Origin of the sequence: Streptomyces actinomycinicus, assembly GCF_016741775.1 — a bacterium.
Taxonomy (GTDB): Bacteria; Actinomycetota; Actinomycetes; order Streptomycetales; family Streptomycetaceae; genus Streptomyces; species Streptomyces actinomycinicus.
This window is the reverse complement of sequence record NZ_JAERRK010000023.1, coordinates 90,798-107,921: the sequence shown is the minus strand read 5'-3', so window position 1 is coordinate 107,921 and position 17,124 is coordinate 90,798. Positions and strand designations below refer to the sequence as shown.

Annotated in this window: 11 protein-coding genes; 7 read left to right on the top strand and 4 right to left on the bottom strand. The window is 70.3% G+C overall.

Annotation, left to right across the window (positions count from 1 at the left end; genetic code table 11):
• Positions 1-144: 144 nt before the first annotated feature.
• The 3 genes from JK359_RS32135 (at position 145) to JK359_RS32125 (ending at position 8,224) form a co-directional block, all read left to right on the top strand.
• Complete coding sequence (locus JK359_RS32135) at positions 145-6,612, top strand: RHS repeat-associated core domain-containing protein (protein WP_201843109.1); 6,468 nt, start codon at positions 145-147, stop codon at positions 6,610-6,612.
• A gap of 15 nt (positions 6,613-6,627) precedes the next feature.
• Positions 6,628-7,338 (top strand): hypothetical protein, encoded by a 711-nt coding sequence (locus tag JK359_RS32130; protein WP_201843108.1) that lies wholly within the window; start codon positions 6,628-6,630, stop codon positions 7,336-7,338.
• Between the two features lie 223 nt (positions 7,339-7,561).
• The gene (locus JK359_RS32125) at positions 7,562-8,224 is read left to right on the top strand and encodes a M15 family metallopeptidase (RefSeq protein ID WP_201843107.1); all 663 of its coding nucleotides are present in this window, start codon (positions 7,562-7,564) and stop codon (positions 8,222-8,224) included.
• A 269-nt stretch (positions 8,225-8,493) separates the two neighbouring features.
• Here the strand turns inward: JK359_RS32125 and JK359_RS32120 are convergent, their stop codons facing one another.
• From JK359_RS32120 to JK359_RS32105, 4 genes are all read right to left on the bottom strand, one after another.
• Positions 8,494-9,675 (bottom strand): hypothetical protein, encoded by a 1,182-nt coding sequence (locus JK359_RS32120; RefSeq protein WP_201843106.1) that lies wholly within the window; start codon positions 9,673-9,675, stop codon positions 8,494-8,496.
• A gap of 312 nt (positions 9,676-9,987) precedes the next feature.
• Positions 9,988-10,788, bottom strand: coding sequence for an aminotransferase class IV family protein (locus tag JK359_RS32115; protein WP_201843105.1), 801 nt, complete (start codon positions 10,786-10,788; stop codon positions 9,988-9,990).
• The gene (locus JK359_RS32110) at positions 10,785-11,594 is read right to left on the bottom strand and encodes a glycosyltransferase family 2 protein (RefSeq protein ID WP_201843104.1); all 810 of its coding nucleotides are present in this window, start codon (positions 11,592-11,594) and stop codon (positions 10,785-10,787) included. Before JK359_RS32110 ends, JK359_RS32115 begins: the two co-directional genes overlap by 4 nt.
• Positions 11,595-11,879: 285 nt before the next feature.
• Positions 11,880-12,866 carry a helix-turn-helix domain-containing protein gene (locus JK359_RS32105; protein WP_201843103.1) on the bottom strand — a complete coding sequence of 329 codons (987 nt, stop codon included), beginning with the start codon at positions 12,864-12,866 and terminating at the stop codon, positions 11,880-11,882.
• A 318-nt stretch (positions 12,867-13,184) separates the two neighbouring features.
• Between JK359_RS32105 and JK359_RS32100 the strand changes: the two genes are divergently transcribed.
• From JK359_RS32100 to JK359_RS32085, 4 genes are all read left to right on the top strand, one after another.
• Positions 13,185-13,505, top strand: a complete 321-nt coding sequence (locus JK359_RS32100) for an acyl carrier protein (RefSeq protein ID WP_201843102.1) — start codon at positions 13,185-13,187, stop codon at positions 13,503-13,505.
• Positions 13,489-14,622 carry an allantoicase gene (alc, locus tag JK359_RS32095; RefSeq protein WP_201843101.1) on the top strand — a complete coding sequence of 378 codons (1,134 nt, stop codon included), beginning with the start codon at positions 13,489-13,491 and terminating at the stop codon, positions 14,620-14,622. The genes JK359_RS32100 and alc overlap by 17 nt, the downstream gene beginning before the upstream one ends.
• Positions 14,623-14,719: 97 nt before the next feature.
• A complete protein-coding gene (locus JK359_RS32090) occupies positions 14,720-15,814 on the top strand; it encodes a MupA/Atu3671 family FMN-dependent luciferase-like monooxygenase (RefSeq protein ID WP_201843100.1) in 1,095 nt (364 codons plus the stop codon).
• Positions 15,811-17,094 carry an MFS transporter gene (locus JK359_RS32085; RefSeq protein ID WP_201843099.1) on the top strand — a complete coding sequence of 428 codons (1,284 nt, stop codon included), beginning with the start codon at positions 15,811-15,813 and terminating at the stop codon, positions 17,092-17,094. Before JK359_RS32090 ends, JK359_RS32085 begins: the two co-directional genes overlap by 4 nt.
• Positions 17,095-17,124: the final 30 nt, after the last annotated feature.

Sequence of the window (17,124 nt, the reverse complement as noted above, 5' to 3'; positions counted from 1 at the left end):
CTGGACAGGACATTCCAATGACGCCTAGGGTCCGTGCCGCTGTCGCGATCGGTGCACAGCGAACACACAGCCGGGCACAGCAGCCGCCGGTGGGCGCGAGTGGTCGACGTGCGTCGGTTCTCCAAGAAAGCTGAGCTGAAGTCTGTGAGACGATTGCGCTCGCGCGGCATGGCCGCGCTGGTCGGCAGTGGGCTGATGGCCGGTCTGCTGTCCGCTCTGGTGCTCGCACCGGTGACGGCGGCGGCCGCGCTGCCCAAGGGCGGCGAACCGAGTGTGCGAGCCAGGGCGTTGGACACGCCCGTTCCGCAAGCCACCGAGCCGACCCTGAAGAAGGCGCCCAAGGCGTCCTGGCCCAAGCCTGTGAAGGTCACGCTCGACCTTCGGGCGGGGAGCGGGCCGGCCAAGGCGTCCGTGGTGACCGTACGGCCGACGGCCGCGCGGCCCGCGTCCGCCGCGAAGCCGGCGGGCCGAGCCCCGGCCAAGGTCGAACTGCAGGTGCTGGACCGCAAGAAGGCCGAGGCGGCCGGGGGCCTCGGCCTCGGAGTGCGGGTGGCCCGCAGGGACGGCGGCGCCACGACGGGCGCGGTAGACGTGTCCATCGACTACTCTGGCTTCGCCCGCGCCTACGGCGGTGACTTCGCGCACCGGCTGCGGATGGTCAGGCTGCCGGCCTGCGCCGCGACCACCCCCGAGGCCAAGGCCTGCCAGAAGGCGCAGTACGTCCCGGCACACAACGACAGCGGCCGGCAGACCCTGACCGCGACGGTCCAGGCGGCTCCGCAGACCGAGCAGATGTCCGGCATGTATGCCGTCTCCGATCCGGCCGTGTACACGCTGACCTCGGGGTCCTCGTCCGACAAGGGCGACTACCGGGCGAGCACCCTGTCACCCACCGGCAAGTGGGACGTCTCGCTCGGCTCCGGCGCCTTCACCTACTCGGTGCCGATCGAGATACCCGACCCCCCGATGGGCCAGGCCCCCGAGGTCTCCCTCAACTACAACTCCCAGGGCATCGACGGCCGTACGTCGGCTTCGAACAACCAGGCCTCCTGGGTCGGCATGGGCTGGGACCTCGACGTCGGCTACATCGAGCGGCGCTACAAGAACTGCAGCCAGGACGGCCACCCGGACTTCGGTGACCTCTGCTGGGACTCGCCGAACTCCGGTGCCGACCCCAACGGCGCCAACTACGTCATCAACCTCGGCGGCACCACGTCGGAGCTGGTCCAGGACAACACCGGAACGGCCTCCTTCCACCTGAAGGACGACGAGGGCTGGCGGGTCCAGAAGCTCAACGGCGGCTACGGCAGCGACAACACGGACGAGTTCTGGGTCATCACCCACCAGGACGGCACGCGCTACTACTTCGGCTGGGGCCGCACCGAGCGACTCAACTCCCAGAACGAGCGTGAAAAGACGAACTCCGTCCTGACCGTGCCCGTGGTCGGTGACGACGAGGGTGAGCCGTGCCATGCCTCGTACCCGAGCCCGTGCAAGCAGGCCTACCGGTGGAACCTCGACCGTGTGGTGACGCCGAACGAGGTGGAGAACTCCTACTTCTACAAGAAGGAGACGAACTTCTACCGGTCGGTGGCGGCGGCCGACAAGGCCCGCTCGTACGACTCCGCCTCCTACCTCGAGCGCATCGACTACGGCTGGTCCTCCCAGATACCGGGTGCACAGCTGCCCGGGCAGGTCGACTTCCAGCACGTCAACCGGTGCGTCGAGCGGATGAGCGAGCAGGACCCGCTGGACAACGTCACCCCGGACTGCCCGACGATCGACGCCAAGCCGTCGTCGTACCCTGACGTGCCTGTCGACCTGATCTGCGACGGCCCCGAGGACGGGGAGAGCTGCGCCGGGAAGACGTACTTCCCCACATTCTTCCAGCGCGGCATGCTGTGGGACATCCTGGTCAAGGTCCGCGACACCAACGCCGCCGACTGGGACACCGTGCGTCAGTACCAGATGAAGTACGCGCTGATGGACCCGTCCGGGGCGGTCGGCGATCAGCTGTGGCTCGACTACATCCAGCGCCGCAGCTACGCGGGCGACGACATCACCCTGCCGACGCTGAACTTCAACGGTGAGTGGCAGGACAACAAGGTCGGCGACGGCGAACTGAACTTCCGCCGGGTGAACAAGGTGTTCACCGACACCGGCGCGGTGATCAGCGCCACCTACGGGCACGCCACGGACGACGGCGGCGCGATCGACCGGCAGTGCGACGCGAACAACCTGCCGTCCCAGTCGGACAACCACTACGAGTGCTTCTGGCAGAAGTGGACCCCCGAGGGTTCGGAGACCGAGAAGTCCGGCTGGTTCAAGAAGTTCGTCGTCACCAAGATGGCCGTCGACCCGGGTGACCTGGCCGACGGCGACCCCTCGATGACCACGACCTACGAGTACGACGGTGCTCCGGGGTGGCGCTTCACGGCCGACCCGATCGGCAAGGACGAGGACGAGTCCTGGTCGGAGTGGCGTGGCTACGGCAAGGTGCTGGTGACCACGGGAGCCGGCGGCAACAAGCACTCCACGTACTACTGGCTCTACCGGGGCCTCGACGGGGACCGGACGTCCAAGACGGACCCGGCGCAGACACGGACGGTGAAGATCGCCGACTCCGACGGCAAGGAGTGGACGGACTCGCCGTGGCTCGCGGGCAGGACGCTGGAGACGTCGAGCCGCGACCACGAGGACAAGGCGCAGTCCCGGCAGTGGCACGAGTACTGGACGCACAACACCGCGCAGTACACGGGCCTTCCGGACGCGCGGATCGTCCGCGAGGACCGGACCCGGAGCCTGGAGAAGCTGGCGACGTCCTCCGACGACCCGGCCACCTGGCGTGAGCACATCGTCGAGAACGAGTACGACGACAACGAGACGGCCTCCACCACGTTCGGCCTGCCGATGCGGATCGACGACTGGGGTGCGACAGGCGTCTCCGACAACACCTGCACCGAGTACGGCCGCACCTACAACACCGACACGCTCGACGGGACCGGTACCAAGCGCTGGATGGTGTACCAGGACGACGAACGGCACTACAGCGTCTCCTGCACCACCCAGGCGGAGGACCAGGCGGCTGGGCTGGACACCCTGCACCAGGACAAGCGGACCGTCACGTTCTACGATCACGCGGCCTCGTTCACCGAGAACGACACGAAACTGACCGACGGCAACGCCACGGAGGTACGCGTCTACACCGACGCCGCCACCTTCCGCGCCGCGAAGAGCGACTACGACGACGCCGGACGCCGGATCAAGGCCTGGGACGGCAAGAACAACCTGACCACGACGGCCTACAACCCGCCGACGTCCTGGCCGCTCGACGGCATCACCACCACGACTCCGGACCCGGACGGCACCGCCGGCCCGGCCACGGCGATGACGAGCACGGAGTACGACTCCCGGTTCTTCGGCCGCCCCTGGAAGACCGTGGACGCCAACGGCAACACCACCCATGTCGTCTACGACGCCGTGGGCCGTCTCGCCCAGGTCTTCAAACCGACCGAGTCCGCGAACTACCCCGACGGCAACCCGTCCATGAAGTTCGCCTATGACGTCCCGGTCGCCGCCTCGGAGACGGGCGTGCCCGATGTGGCCACCGGCGCCGACATGAGAACCACCACCGAGACCCTCCAGAAGAGCGCGACCTACGCCAAGTCGGTCGTCTACAGCGACGGGCTGGGCCGGGAACGCGAGAAGCAGGAGCCGTCGGCCACGGGCACGGGCCGCACCGTGACCGTGACCCGCTACGACTCCTCGGGCAACGTGGCCGGCACCTCGGCGCCGTTCTACAACTCCGGGGCGACCGGCTCGGGCCCGGTGAACGCGGCCGTCGCCGACCTGCCGTCGTACACCGACGCGGAGGTCGACTGGGCCGGGCGCACCACCCTGAGCCAGATCCAGGTCAACGGTGTGGTCCAGCCGGTCAACAAGACCGTCACCCGCTACGGCGGCGCCGACCTGACCACGGTCTTCCCGCCCACCGGCGGCCCCGTCGACACCTACACGGACGTCTACGGCCGCACCGAGAAGGTGGTCGAGCACATCGGTGCCGAGTCGTACACCACCTCGTACGAGTACACGCGCAGCGGGAAGCTGAAGTACATCCACGACTCGCGCGGCAACACCACCCACTACACCTACAACTGGGCGGGTGACCGGCTCACCACCGAGGACCCCGACGCCGGCGCGAGTTCGACGACGTACGACGCCAACGGCCAGGTGCTGACCACCGAGGACGCCAACAAGACCGTCCTCACGTACGAGTACGACAACCTGATGCGGTCCACCAAGACCAAGCAGGGCACCACCGTGCTCACCAGCCGGACGTACGACTCCGCCACCGGTGGCAAGGGCCTGCCGGCCGCGTCCACCACCTACTCCGGCGGGCAGGCCTACACCGCCAAGGTGAACACCTACGACGCCGGCGGACGCCCGACGTCGAAGACGGTCACCGTGCCGGACGACGGCGCAGGTCTCGCGGGCTCGTACACCTTCGGGTACGGCTACGACTCCGTCGATCACGTCACCTCGGTGGACTACCCGGCGATCGGCGGCCTGCCCCGGGAGACCGTCACCACGGACTACACCACACAGGGCAGGCTCTCCAAGGTCTCCAGCGCCCTGACCACCTATCTGTCCGGGACCGGCTATGACGGCCTGGGCCGGCTCACCTCGCGCGGCTTCGGCACCGCGGGCACGGGCACATCCCTCACCCGGACCTTCGCCTACGACGACGCCAACGGCACCGGCTGGCTGAAGAACATCGTCACCACCACCGTGAAGAACGGCACCGGCACCAAGGTCCAGGACGACACCTACACCCGAGACAACTCCGGCGCGGTCACCGCGCTGCGCGCCTCGGCCGACAACCAGCAGGAGTGCTTCGGCTACGACGACCTGAACCGGCTCACGGACGCCTGGACCACCGCGGCAACCAGCTGCGGCAGCACACCGCAGTCCGACTTCGCGGGACCGGCGCCGTACCAGACGAAGTACGCCTACGACCGGATGGGCAACGTCCAGGCCGTCATCGACACCACCCGGAGCGGGTCGGTGAAGAAGGACTACGGCTACGCCGGCTACAGCGCCGACGAGTCCACCTACACCCCGGACCGGCCGCACCCGCACGCCGTCGCCTCGGTGACCTCGCCCTCGGGCACGGACATCTATGGCTACGACGCCGCAGGCCAGCTGAAGAGCCGTACCTTCGGCGGGGTCGCCTCCACCCTCGACTGGACCCCGGAGCGCCGGCTGGCCTCCATCACCCAGAAGCAGACCGGCGGCGACGAGACCACCCGGTACGTCTACGACGCGGACGGCGACGTCCTCCTGCGCACCTCGAAGCAGGAGAACGTCCTCTACCTGGACGGCCACGAGCTGCACAAGTCGGGCACGGCGGCGGCCAGGGCCACCCGCTACTACAGCGCGGGGGACGCCAGTCTCGCCATGCGCACCGCAGACGGCTCCGCAGGTGGCGTGCTGACCTGGCTGCTCGGAGACGGGCAGGCGTCCACACAGCTCGCGGTGAGCGTGGCCGGGGTCGTCACCCGGCGCCGGTACACGCCGTTCGGGGCACAGCGCGGGGCCACCGGCCTGGCCGGCGGCAGCGACCGCGGCTTCCTCGGCAAGGCCGAGGACGACTCGACGGGCTTCTCGCTGCTGGGCGCGCGTGTCTACGATCCCCAGCTGGGGCGGTTCCTGTCCACGGACCCGGTGCAGTCGCCGTACGAACCGCAGAAGCTCAGCTCCTACAGCTACTCCGCGAACGATCCCGTCAACTACAGCGACCCCACCGGCCTGAACCGGGCCTGCCGCTGCGGACACCGTCCGCCGCTGGTGGTGAACGGCAAGCCGTCCGGCCAGCACACGAGCGGCGGCATCCCCAACACCCCGCGCGGCCCGGCGACGGCTCCCGCACCCGGGTGCGACCAGGCCTGCCAGAATGCGCTCAACGCCCTCGTGAACACGCAGAAGGGACTGAACAAGAGGCTGGCCATCGAGCTGCGCAACTACGTGTACGTCCTCGGGGGCAACATGAAGCCGTGCACCGAGGGGGCCGAAGTCAGCTCCGGCGTCGCCGCCGGCTGCGCCGACCTGCAGGGCCAGACCTCCGACGTCGTCTGGCAGGACGTGCTGCAGCGGTGGCTCGACGGCAAGGGCGGCGCCCTCACCTTCGGTGCGGGGGCCAGGATCACACAGCAGCTGGCGACCGGCCCGCACAACCGGGAACTGCTGAAGTACCTGACCAGGTCTGTCGACGCGGACTGGGACCTGCCGCCGTCCATGCTCGGTGGTGACGCTTCGTATAGTGACCCCAAGACCAACCTCTTCAAGGACCTGTGGGGGATGAAGACGGACGGGCAGGGGGGCACGGGTACACCCGACGCCTTCCTCGGGTCCTACAACGAGGTCTTCCAGGTGGTGAACATCAACAAGAAGAGGCGGGAGTTCACCGTAGCCGTCGCGGCCTTCAACAACACGGGCACCAAGTCCCTGTTCCACCTGCCGGACTGGACGGGGATCGGCATGGAGCGAGGTCAGGGCCACCAGATGGCCAGTGTGCACCAGACCTACTACTACACGATGACCATCCGTGAATAAGGAGAACCGACACAAGTGAAGGCGACATCCCTGCCGAGCCGGGCGGTTCGGCGCATACCGGACCGTCCCCTGCGGGCGGCGGCCCTGCTGCTCCTGCTGGCCGGAACGCTCAGCGGGATGTCGCACCTGCTGCCCGCCCAGGCCGGCGTGTCCGACCTGGTGCGGGACGCCGGACGCGACGGATCACCCGTCGTGCACGTCCGGCAGACGGATCTCCTGGAGGTCCGGGCGAGCTGGTCGACCGGCTTCCTCGGTGACAAGGAGGTCACCCACCGCTTCAGCGAACTCCCGCTCAGCCCCGGCGGCGTCCGGATCTTCGAGGACACGGTGCGGCGCGAGGCCCGCGCCCAGGGGAAGACCGTCACCTTCGCCGAGGACGACCCACTGTCAGAACTGGGCGGCATATCGGCATTCGTCCCCGTCCTCTACTGGCGCTTCATCCCGCAGGAGTGGCTGCGCTGGGCCGTGCTCGCCTGCGGTCTGGCCGTACTCGCCGCCATCGCGTTCCGTGACAGGCCCCGGGCCAATCCGGGGCACTGGTACGTCTCGACCCTCCTCACGGGCGCCGGGTTCCTGACGTATCTGTGGTGCGAACCGCGACCGCTGTGGTCGCGGACCGCCGAAGATCCCCGAGCGCTGGGCGGTGGCCGGGTGACCGCCTACACCCTGGTCACGAGCGCGGCCGTCGCGCTGACGGTCTGGGGCCTGGCGACGGCGCGCGCGTAGGGGTGGAACTCCGAGAACACCGACGGGCACCGCGCAAACACCAATCGCCCCGGGCGCCCGGGGCGCGCAGAAACCCTGGCAGGGGCGGTGCCTGGTGCCGCGACCGTAAACGGTCACCGGTGGTTGGCGTCATCCGCGCGAAGGTGTGGGGGAGTGGCAAGGGGATCTGCGGGTCCTTGGGGGTCCTCGACGGCTCCGGCAGCACCTGCGAGATGATCGCGGGATGAGCGAGATCATCTTGATGTCGGATCCACGTGTCGCGGCCGTCCCCGTGCACGAGTGCGATGAGCCGCTGATCGATGTCCGGAGGGAAAGTCCGCTCCTTGTGGACTTGCGGAAGCAGAGCGACTCGGACGCTTTCTTCTACCTGCGGGAAGGCGTGCTGGGGCGTCTGCTTCAGGCGCAGGGGCTCTTGCCGACCGGCCTGCGGTTCCTGGTGGTCGAGGGCTATCGTCCCCCCGGGCTGCAGCACCGCTACTTCGAGGAGTACGCGGCGAGACTGAGAGCTGAGCAGCCGGGATGGTCCGACGAGCAGATCCGGTCGGCGGCGAGCCGCTTCGTGTCACCGCCCGAGATCGCGCCGCACAGTGCGGGAGCGGCCGTGGATCTGACACTCGTGGATGCGGACGGCCGCGAGCTGGACATGGGCACGCCCATGAACGCGACTCCGGAGGAGAGCGCCGGAGCGTGTTACACCGACGCCGCTGGGATCAGCGAGCGGGCGCGCTCGCACCGGGCGATTCTGGGACGCGCACTGACGGCCGTGGGCTTGGTGAACTACCCGACGGAGTGGTGGCACTGGTCGTTCGGCGACCGCTACTGGGCGCTGGTCACTGGAGTGGCAAGCGCCTGTTACGGGCCGAGTCGGTGGGAGGGGCGCGAGTGACGCTCTCGGCTGAGCGGGGGTAACCCGTCACGCTGTCGCGGTGAGGGGGCGTTCGCCGCAGCGGATTTCCTTCTCGTGCTGGCTGCGGGCGCGTTCCCCGCAGAGGACAGGGTCCTGGTGCTGCAGACATCGGCGTCGACCTGCTGAAGGTCCTCGAGGGCGGCCTGAAGGCCGCCCGCTCCGGCCGCGGCGGCGAGGAGGAAGGGGGCCGAAGCTGGTCGGGTGGAGAAGGCCGTGCCGCGCAAGGACGCGGCCGGCGTTTGAAATGGCTAACGCGTCAAGGGGTCCAGCAGGCGGTGGAAGGCCGTGTCGCTGATCTGACTGTAGACGGCCTCCGTGGCCGTGAGGGATCCCGGGCAGGTCATGTCGTCGCCGTCGACTCGCCGTGAGGTGACCTTGCGATGGGTGCGCAGTTCGTAGACGTCCACGACGTAGTGGACGATCTGGACGTTGAGGACTCGGTCCGGCATCTGCTGGCCGAAGACGGGCCGGCCAGCCGTTCCGTCGCCGTAGACGTACTCGCACCGGGTGTCCGTGATGTCCCCGTAGGGGTCGTCGCTTCGGTGGACACAGGCGATCAGCTGCACCTTGTCGACTGCTTCGGGGCTGATGGCGGACGACGTGTTCGCGGGCTCGGTGATCGTGTGGCGATCGTAGTCCCCGGTCGTCTTCTGGTAGATGACCAGTTGCCGCGGCCGGGAGCTGTCATAGGCCGCCGCTCCGTCGTACGCGACCCCGGGGTAATCACAGGCCGCACCGAGATGATCGATACTGGGCAGTGCCTCTTCGTGACGGGGATCGAACTGCCAATGCGCCAGCCAGCCGAGCAGCCCCGCAAAGACGGCCATGGCCGCCGCGATGCTGACGCCTCGCCGGTAGTTGGGCGGCGCGGGAGAGCGGCGCGCCAGGGCTCGGACCAGATCGCCTCGTCGGTGGACCGCACCGACTGGGATCTCCGTCTCCTCGTCCTCCCCCTCGATGACCAGTACGTCCGGCTGCTCGACGCCGGGCCGCGCTACCGCTGTCCGCCACTCCTGAACCTGCGTCCACGGCACGGCGCGTGCCGGCAGGTACTCGTGGGCGATCACAAGTCCGCCGTCGCACACCGCAATGAACTGGCGGCCCCCGCGGAGCCTGGACGGTGCGGCGGTGGCGTAGGCGAAGAGTCCTGCCGGTATGAGCAAGGCGACGCAGAGGGCCGCGACGGGGTTGCGCATCAGCACCAGCACGAGGCAGAGGCCGCCCACGACCGCGGTCAGCAACGGTGCGAACGGACGTGTCCACAGCGGCAGTCGTGAGCGGTGCACCATCCGTACCGAGCCGAGTCCGGCATCGGTCGCCTCGCCCTGCAGGCCCCGGCGTCTGCGCGACGCCGACCAGGAACGCCAAGCTCGCGCTCTGTCGCCCTCCTTGTTGCCGTGCGTCCCGCTCTGCGCTTCTGCGTCCGTCACGCTGCCTCCCCCTGATTGTCTTCGCGTACTCCACCGGCCTTGAGTCGTACGCACTTTCGGTGCTTGCTGCCCGACAACGTAGTGTCCCGAACACGTTCCCTGCATGCGTTTGCGGGCACCGGGCCGACAGCGAGGAAACGGGATCAACGGTTGGTGCCCGTGCAGAGCGATGCGGACCGGCAGGCTGCCCTGCCGGGCGCGGGTAGTGGCTTGGAACCAGCGCAAGCGGCTTCCGCGGGAGTGGTGGGTGTGGTGCGTGTGCTGGCTGTGGTGCGTGTGCTGGGTGTGGTGGTGCTGGAAATGCCCGACGTGCTACAGGAGTTCGCCCGGCAGGGCCAGGTACGCCCGCCGCAGGGCGTCGATGGCGGGGTGCGCGGCCGGCAGACGCACCCCGTCGATGCGTTCGACGGCCCGGACGCCGATCGCGGCGTTGGTGGCGAAGGCCGCCCGCATGTCCCGCACTTCGACGGTCCGGACCGGCCGCGACTCGTGGCCGGTCGCGCGCTTGAGCAGCTCCATGGTCACCCCGGCGAGGCATACGGCGGCCGGCCAGACCACCCGGCTGCCGTCGAAGAAGCCGATGTTCCAGGTCACCCCCTCGCAGACGGTCCCGTCCCGGCCCACGTACAGGGCGTCGTCGAACCCGTCCAGCTGGGCCAGGCGGCGGTGGTGGAGTCCGGCGAAGAGCCCGACGCCCTTGACCTCCGGTACCTCCCGGGCGTACACCACCGACCGCACTCCGAGCGCGGGAAGAGGGGCGTCGGCGGCCGGCCGGGAGGTCGTCAGCACGCGCGGCTCGCCGACTGCGGCTGGTCTGCCGAGGTCGGTGAGCGGGTCGAAGACGGTGACGCGGACGGTGGCGGACCCGGTGGGAGGCGCCGCGCGGCGGGCGAGTTCCCGGACGCGCAGGAGGTCGAGGTCGGTGCCGAAGAGGGTCCGGCAGTCGCGCCGGAGCCGTTCGAGGTGCAGGGAAAGGCCGCGCACCCGTCCGTCTTCGACGCGCATGGTCGTGAAATGGCCGTAGTTGGTCAGTGCCAAGGCCTGGAGCTGCGCCGCTCCGACGGGCTCCCCGTCGAGTTCCGTGCGCGTCCGCGCCTGGCCCGCGGCCGTCACAGTGCCCGGCCGAAGTCGCCTGCCAGCACGGCTTCACGGGGACGCGGCGAGAACTCCCTCAGGCAGCGTCCGAAGTTCCAGGCGTGGATCCTGGCCCGGGCCTCCAACTCGTCGTAGGACTCCTGCCGGGTCATCTGGCCCGCGTGCTTGCGGTACCGGTAGACCGGGACGGGCAGCAGCACGCCGGGCGCGAGGGCGGTGACGCCGAGGGCGGCGCAGTAGTCCTCACCCTGCACCAGGCCGCCCATCCCGCCCGCCGCCCGCACCAGTTCGGTGCGGGCGAGGATCGTGGTGGGGCCCAGCGGGATGGTGTCGGAAGGGTCCTTCCAGTACGTCCACACGTCCCCCGCGTCGTGGCGGCCCGGCGGGGTGGAGCACCGCCAGAGGGTGGTCGAACCGTCGGGGTGGAGGTCCTCGCTGTATCCGGCGGCCCAGCCGACCCCGGTCTCGTACAGGGCCCGCAGCCGGACGGACAGGCTGCCGGGCGGTAGCTCGTCGTCGTCGTCCATCCAGTTCATCAGCTCGGTGCGCACCTCGTTCAGCGCGAGATTGCGGGCGCAGGCCGCACCGACGTGGCGGGGCAGCGCGAGGGTGCGTACCCGCGGATCCCGGGCGAGGGCCGACGGGAGCCGCGCGGGGTCGGCGCCGTCGATCGCGACCAGCGCCTCCCAGGGCACGTCCTGGCGGTCGAGGCTGGCGTGCGCGGCGGCCAGGTAGCCGAGCCGGTCGGGCCGCAGTTCGGTGGCGATGACGATGGTGATGCATGGGACACCGGCGCCGGAGCGCTCCGACCGTGCGGCACTCATACAGCCGGCCCCGCCGCCGGCCGGATCCCGGCGCGCGGACCGGTTCGCAGTCTGCACCGATGTATCGCGGACATGCGTCTCCCCTGGTGTCGAGCGGTGGTCGGCTCCCGCTGCACCGGCCGCCCGTCGCTGGCGGTGCGCGGGGCCGGGCTGGGGCCAGGAAGAGGTTAGGCCCGGCCGCGAGCGGAATCGGGCCGGCCGCCGTGGCGCATGTGTGCCGTAGCTCGTTTGTGCCACCGCGGCAGACCCGGCCACCGGGCGGCCCCGCACCGCCCGGTCCGGCCCTCAGGAGAGCAGCCCGCGTGCGTACGAGCGCTGCCCGAGCTGGAACCGGCTCTTGGCCCCCAGCCGGTCGGCGATGTTGGTGATCATGCGCCGCTCCGTGCGGAGCGAGACGCCGAGCTTCCGCGCGGCCGCCTCGTCGGTGAGGCCCTGGTTGAGCAGGTGGAGCAGTTCGAGTTCCTGCCGGGTGAACGAGTCCTCGCTGCGGGGCGCCGGTTCGCCGAAGGGGACCGCGGAGTCCCAGATCAGGTCGAAGAGGGACACGAGGGCGTGGACCAGGCCTGCCTCCCGGACGAGGAGCGCGCCGCGGGAGGTGTCCTGCGGGTCGATCGGGACGAGTGCGATGGCCCGGTCCACGACCTGGAGCCGCAGGGGGAGGACAGGGGTGGTCCGGGTCTCGGCGCCGTTGCGGACCAGCCAGCGGGCGTGTTCGAGGCTCTCCGGATCGTTGCGGACGCTGTCCAGGTAGACGGTCTTCATCCGTACCGACCGGGCGAGGATCGAGCGGGCCAGGGGCCGGCTGGCAGCGCGGTTGTCCGGCAGCTGGGGGCCGCCGGGAGCGAGGGCGAGTGTCTCCTCCTGCGCCGTCGCGGCCAGTTGCTCCAGCGTCTGCCGGACCACCGCCACGCCCTCCAGCCGTTCCAGCTCCTGCCCGGGGCCGGTTCCCGTCAACGGCGGGTAGTCGGCGATGAGTTCGGCGGCGGCCAGCTGCACCGCCTCCACTTGCCGCTGTCTTTCGGCCAGTTCCAACCGCTGCCGGGCAAGCAGCGCCTCCAGCCCGGCCTGTGGACTGACGGGCACAGCCGTCCTGCTGTCGGACCATGAGCGCCGGATCAGCGCGAGGTCCGCCAGGGCGTCCAGCGCTCGCGCGACGCTCTCCTCGCTCGCCCCGACGTGCTCCGCCAGCGCGTGGACGTCACTGCCTGGGTGACGGAGAACGGCCAGGTAGACGGCTTCCGTCTGCTCTTCCAATCCCAGCGGCTCAAGCATGAGTTCTCCTCGCTGTTGATCAGCGCGCCCGAGCAGCCGAGTATTCGCACAACTGAACGAAGCGGCAAGTGGGTTTGTCATGTTCGGGCGGGGTTCCGCCCTGTGCCGCCGCTCCGCAACTCCACTGGATCTCAGCCAAGTTGGTGGCCTGACACAGATGTGTCAAGGATCAAGTGTGCCACTGGTATTCCTTGATCCACAGCTTTCGCTATGTGGATTATGAGTTCCGCAGGGAGGAACTGGAGGTAGAGATCGTGAACGTGAAGTGCCGGCGATTGCTCGGTTCCGACAGCAACGACATGGGATGGGAGTGACCTCGTGGCCGATGCCGCAGCGTCCCCGCTGACCCCCGAGACCGTCCTCGCAGCCGTCGCCGAGAGCATGAACGCCGAGGCGTCGGCCGAGTTCCGGCTGGACACGCCGATCGTCGTCGACTCCTTCGCGCTGGTGTGGCTCCAGCACCTCCTGGAGGAGAAGCACGACCTGGTCATCGATCCGCAGTACGCGGACCTGCAGAACTTCAGCACGCCCCAGGCGATCTACGACTACATACGCGCCCACCACCCCGACCGGACAGGGACCGAGGCCGAGCCCGCCCCCGCAGCCCCGAGAGAGGAATTCCGTGCCACAGCTCACTGACTTCACCGGAGACGCCCAGCCCTACGAAGGCGGCGACACCTACGCGGACTACCGCAAGAAGGAGGTCGGCTTCACGCGCTTCGTCAACCTGGCCGACCGCCGGCTCGGTGCCGGCGTCGTCGCCACGAACGACGACCTCTTCGCCGAGGGCGACAACCTGGTCGTACCGCAGGGGCCCCGCTTCGACTGGGACACCTTCGACCACAAGGGCAAGGTCATGGACGGCTGGGAGACCCGTCGCCGGCGAGGCCGCAGCACCGCCGAGCCTCACCCCACCGACACCGACCACGACTGGGCCCTGGTACGGCTCGGCCTCACCGGCATCATCCGCGGAGTCATCGTCGACACCGCCCACTTCCGCGGCAACTACCCGCACGAGGTCAGCGTCCAGGCCACTTGCGCACCCTACGCCGCCTCGGCCGAGGAACTCCTCTCCGACGGGACGCGGTGGGTCGAGATCGTGCCCCGCTCGCCCGTCGGCGGGCACGCCGCCAACGCCTTCTCGGTGGAGACGGAGGAGGTCTTCACCCACGTACGACTCGTCCAGCACCCGGACGGCGGGGTCGCCCGGCTGCGGGTGCACGGCGAGGTTGTCCCGGACGTGTCCTGGTTCGACCGCGTCGGCTCCCTCGACCTGGTCGCCCTGGAGAACGGGGCCGTCGTCGAGGACGCCTCGGACCTCTTCTACTCGCCGCCCACCAACCTCATCATGCCCGGACGGCCCCAGAACACCGGGGACTGCTGGGAGACCCGGCGGCGCCGCGACAAGGACAACGACTGGGTCCGCTACCGGCTCGCCGAGCAGGGCGAGATCCGCGCCGTCGAGGTCGACACGACCTGCCTGAAGGGCAACGCCGCCGGCTGGGCCGCGCTCCACGGTTTCGACGCCTCCACCGGAGCCGACGTCTCCGACGCCTCCGCCTGGTTCGAGGTTCTGCCCCGGACCCGCCTCCAGCCCGACACCCGGCACCGGTTCGAGGTGGGCACCCGGGTGGCGACCCACGTGCGCCTCGACATCTTCCCCGACGGCGGCCTCGCCCGGCTGCGCGTCCACGGCGCCCTGACCGAACCGGCCGCCGAGCGGCTCGCCGACCGCCGGACGGCAGCCGGGAGCTGACGCCGCGCCCGGCAGAGGAAGGGCCGGACAGGACCGTCCGGACCGCCCGGCCCGCCGCCGCACCACGAACACGCCCGGCCGACTCACAAGGACCCAGGTGGATTTCAGCCTCTTCTACTTCGGCAACAGCCCGGCACCGGAACCCGCCGGGGCCGCGCACGGCTTCGGAGCCCGCCCGTACGGCCTCCTGCTGGAGGGCGCCCGCTTCGCCGACCGCAACGGATTCACCGCCGTCTGGACACCCGAACGGCACTTCAGCCCCTTCGGCGGCCTGTACCCGAACCCCGCCGTCACGGGAGCCGCCGTCGCCAGCATCACCTCCCGCGTCGGCATCCGCGCCGGCAGCGTCGTGGGCCCCCTGCACGACCCCCTGCGGATCGCCGAGGAGTGGGCCGTGGTCGACAACCTGTCCGGGGGCCGCGCCGGAATCGCCTTCGCCTCGGGCTGGCACGCGCAGGACTTCGCGCTGCGACCAGACGCGTACGCCGACCGCCGCGACGTGCTGGCGCGCACCGTCGAGCAGGTCCGCCACCTCTGGCGGGGCGGCACCCTCGACCGGCCGGACGGCAACGGCACCACCGGCCCGGTCGGCGTGCACCCCCGCCCGGTGCGGCACGCACTGCCCGTCTGGATCACCAGCTCGGGCGGCCCGGACACCTTCACCAGGGCCGGATCCGCCGGAGCCGGCGTCCTCACCCACCTGGTGGGCCAGGACCTCGACGCCCTGGAGCGCTCCGTCACCGCCTACCGGACGGCGTACACCGCGCGCCCCGGCTCGGACGCCTCCCGCGGCCACGTCGTGGTCATGCTGCACACTTTCCTCGGAACCGACGACGCGCAGGTGCGCGAACTCGTCCGGGAGCCCATGAGCGCGTACCTGCGCAGCTCGCTGACGCTGCTGCTCGGTTCGCAGACGCTCGGGGTTTCCCGCCCCGTCGACCCCGCCCGCCTCTCCGAACGCCACGTGGACACCATGGTGCGGCGCGCTTTCGACCGGTACTACGACGACGGCAGCCTGCTGGGCACCCTGCCCAAGGCCGCCGCGACGGTGGAGCGGCTCCGCGCGATCGGCGTGGACGAGATCGCCTGCTTCATCGACTTCGGCCTGCCCGAGCGGACCGTGCTGGACGGGCTGGGCCCCCTCGCCGAACTGGTCCGCGCGAGCGCCACCGTCCCAGAGGTCTCCCGATGACGGAGACCGCGGGAGGAGCGGACGGCGGTACGAGCACACTGAGCCCCCGCAGCGGTCCGGACAGAATGGTCCCAGGCCTCTGGAACCCCAATTTCCGGCTCTACTTCACGGCCCGCACGGTCGCCACCCTGGGCGACGCGATGCTTCCCGTGGCCCAGGTCGCCGGCATGATCCAGATGGGTTTCGGTCCCGGGGACATCGGGCTCGCCGTCGGCTCGTTCATGGCCTTCTTCGGCGGGCTCGTCATCTTCGGCGGCGTCTTCGCGGACCGTTTCAACGCCCGTGCCCTGATGATCGGTGCGGACCTGGTGAGGGTCGCGACCCAGTCCGCCGTGGCCGTCATGTACGCGACGGGCCAGGTGACGCTCTGGCAGTTGTGCCTCGTCGGCGCCGTCAACGGCACCGCCGCCGCCATGTTCCAGCCCGGCGTCGCCAGCACCGTGCCCCGCGTCGCGGCCGACGTGCAGCAGGGCAACGGCGTGCTGCGCACCGCCGAAGCGCTCATGACTCTCGGCGGCCCGGCCGTCGCCGGGCTCATGGTCGGCCTGTCGAGCCCGGCCGGCGTGTTCTGCGTCCACGCCGCCACCTACGCGGTCAGTGCGCTCTGCCTGGGCACCCTCCGCCTGGCACCCCCGGCCGACGCGGAGCCGGGCAAGGCCGCCGCCGGCCGTACCTCGTTCCGCGCGGACCTCGCCGAGGGCTGGCGGGAGTTCACGGCGCGGACCTGGCTGTGGTCGGTCATCGCCCTGTGGATGCTGCTCACCCTCGTAGTCCTCGGGCCGCTCACCCCCGTCGCCGGGGCCTCCCTGGTGTCGGAACACGGCGCCGGGGCCTACGGCCTCGTCAACTCCGCGCTCGGCGCGGGCGGCGTCCTCGGCGGGCTCGTCGCCCTGCGGCTACGGCCGCGCAAGCCTTTGCGTGCCGGGGCACTGGCCCTCGTCGGCTACGCCCTGTTCCCGGTCGCGGTCGGCACCCACCTGCCCCTGTGGGCCGTCTGCGGCTGTGTGCTCGTCGCGGGGACGGGCTGGGCCTTCTGGGGCGTGATGTGGGCGACGAGCGTCCAGACCCAGATTCCCCCCGACATCCTCAACCGCATCCACTCCTACGAGGTCGCCGGCTCCATGGCGATGTTCCCCGTGGGCCAGGCCCTGGCCGGCCCGGGCGCGTCACTGCTGGGCAGTGACGCCCTCCTGCTGGGCAGCGGCTGCGTCGCCCTGCTCGTGTGCGCCGCACTGCTCGCCGTGCCCGCCGTACGCGGACTCGCCCGCGCGGCCGACTGATCACGGCCTTGCCGCGCACCCCACACTCCC

What these genes read in the sequence shown, in the direction of transcription:
- JK359_RS32125 (WP_201843107.1), top strand. Translation starts at nt 7,562, where the DNA reads ATGAGCGAGATCATCTTGATGTCGGATCCACGTGTCGCGGCCGTCCCC.
- JK359_RS32110 (WP_201843104.1), bottom strand. Translation starts at nt 11,594, where the DNA reads ATGAGTGCCGCACGGTCGGAGCGCTCCGGCGCCGGTGTCCCATGCATC.
- JK359_RS32105 (WP_201843103.1), bottom strand. Translation starts at nt 12,866, where the DNA reads ATGCTTGAGCCGCTGGGATTGGAAGAGCAGACGGAAGCCGTCTACCTG.
- JK359_RS32085 (WP_201843099.1), top strand. Translation starts at nt 15,811, where the DNA reads ATGACGGAGACCGCGGGAGGAGCGGACGGCGGTACGAGCACACTGAGC.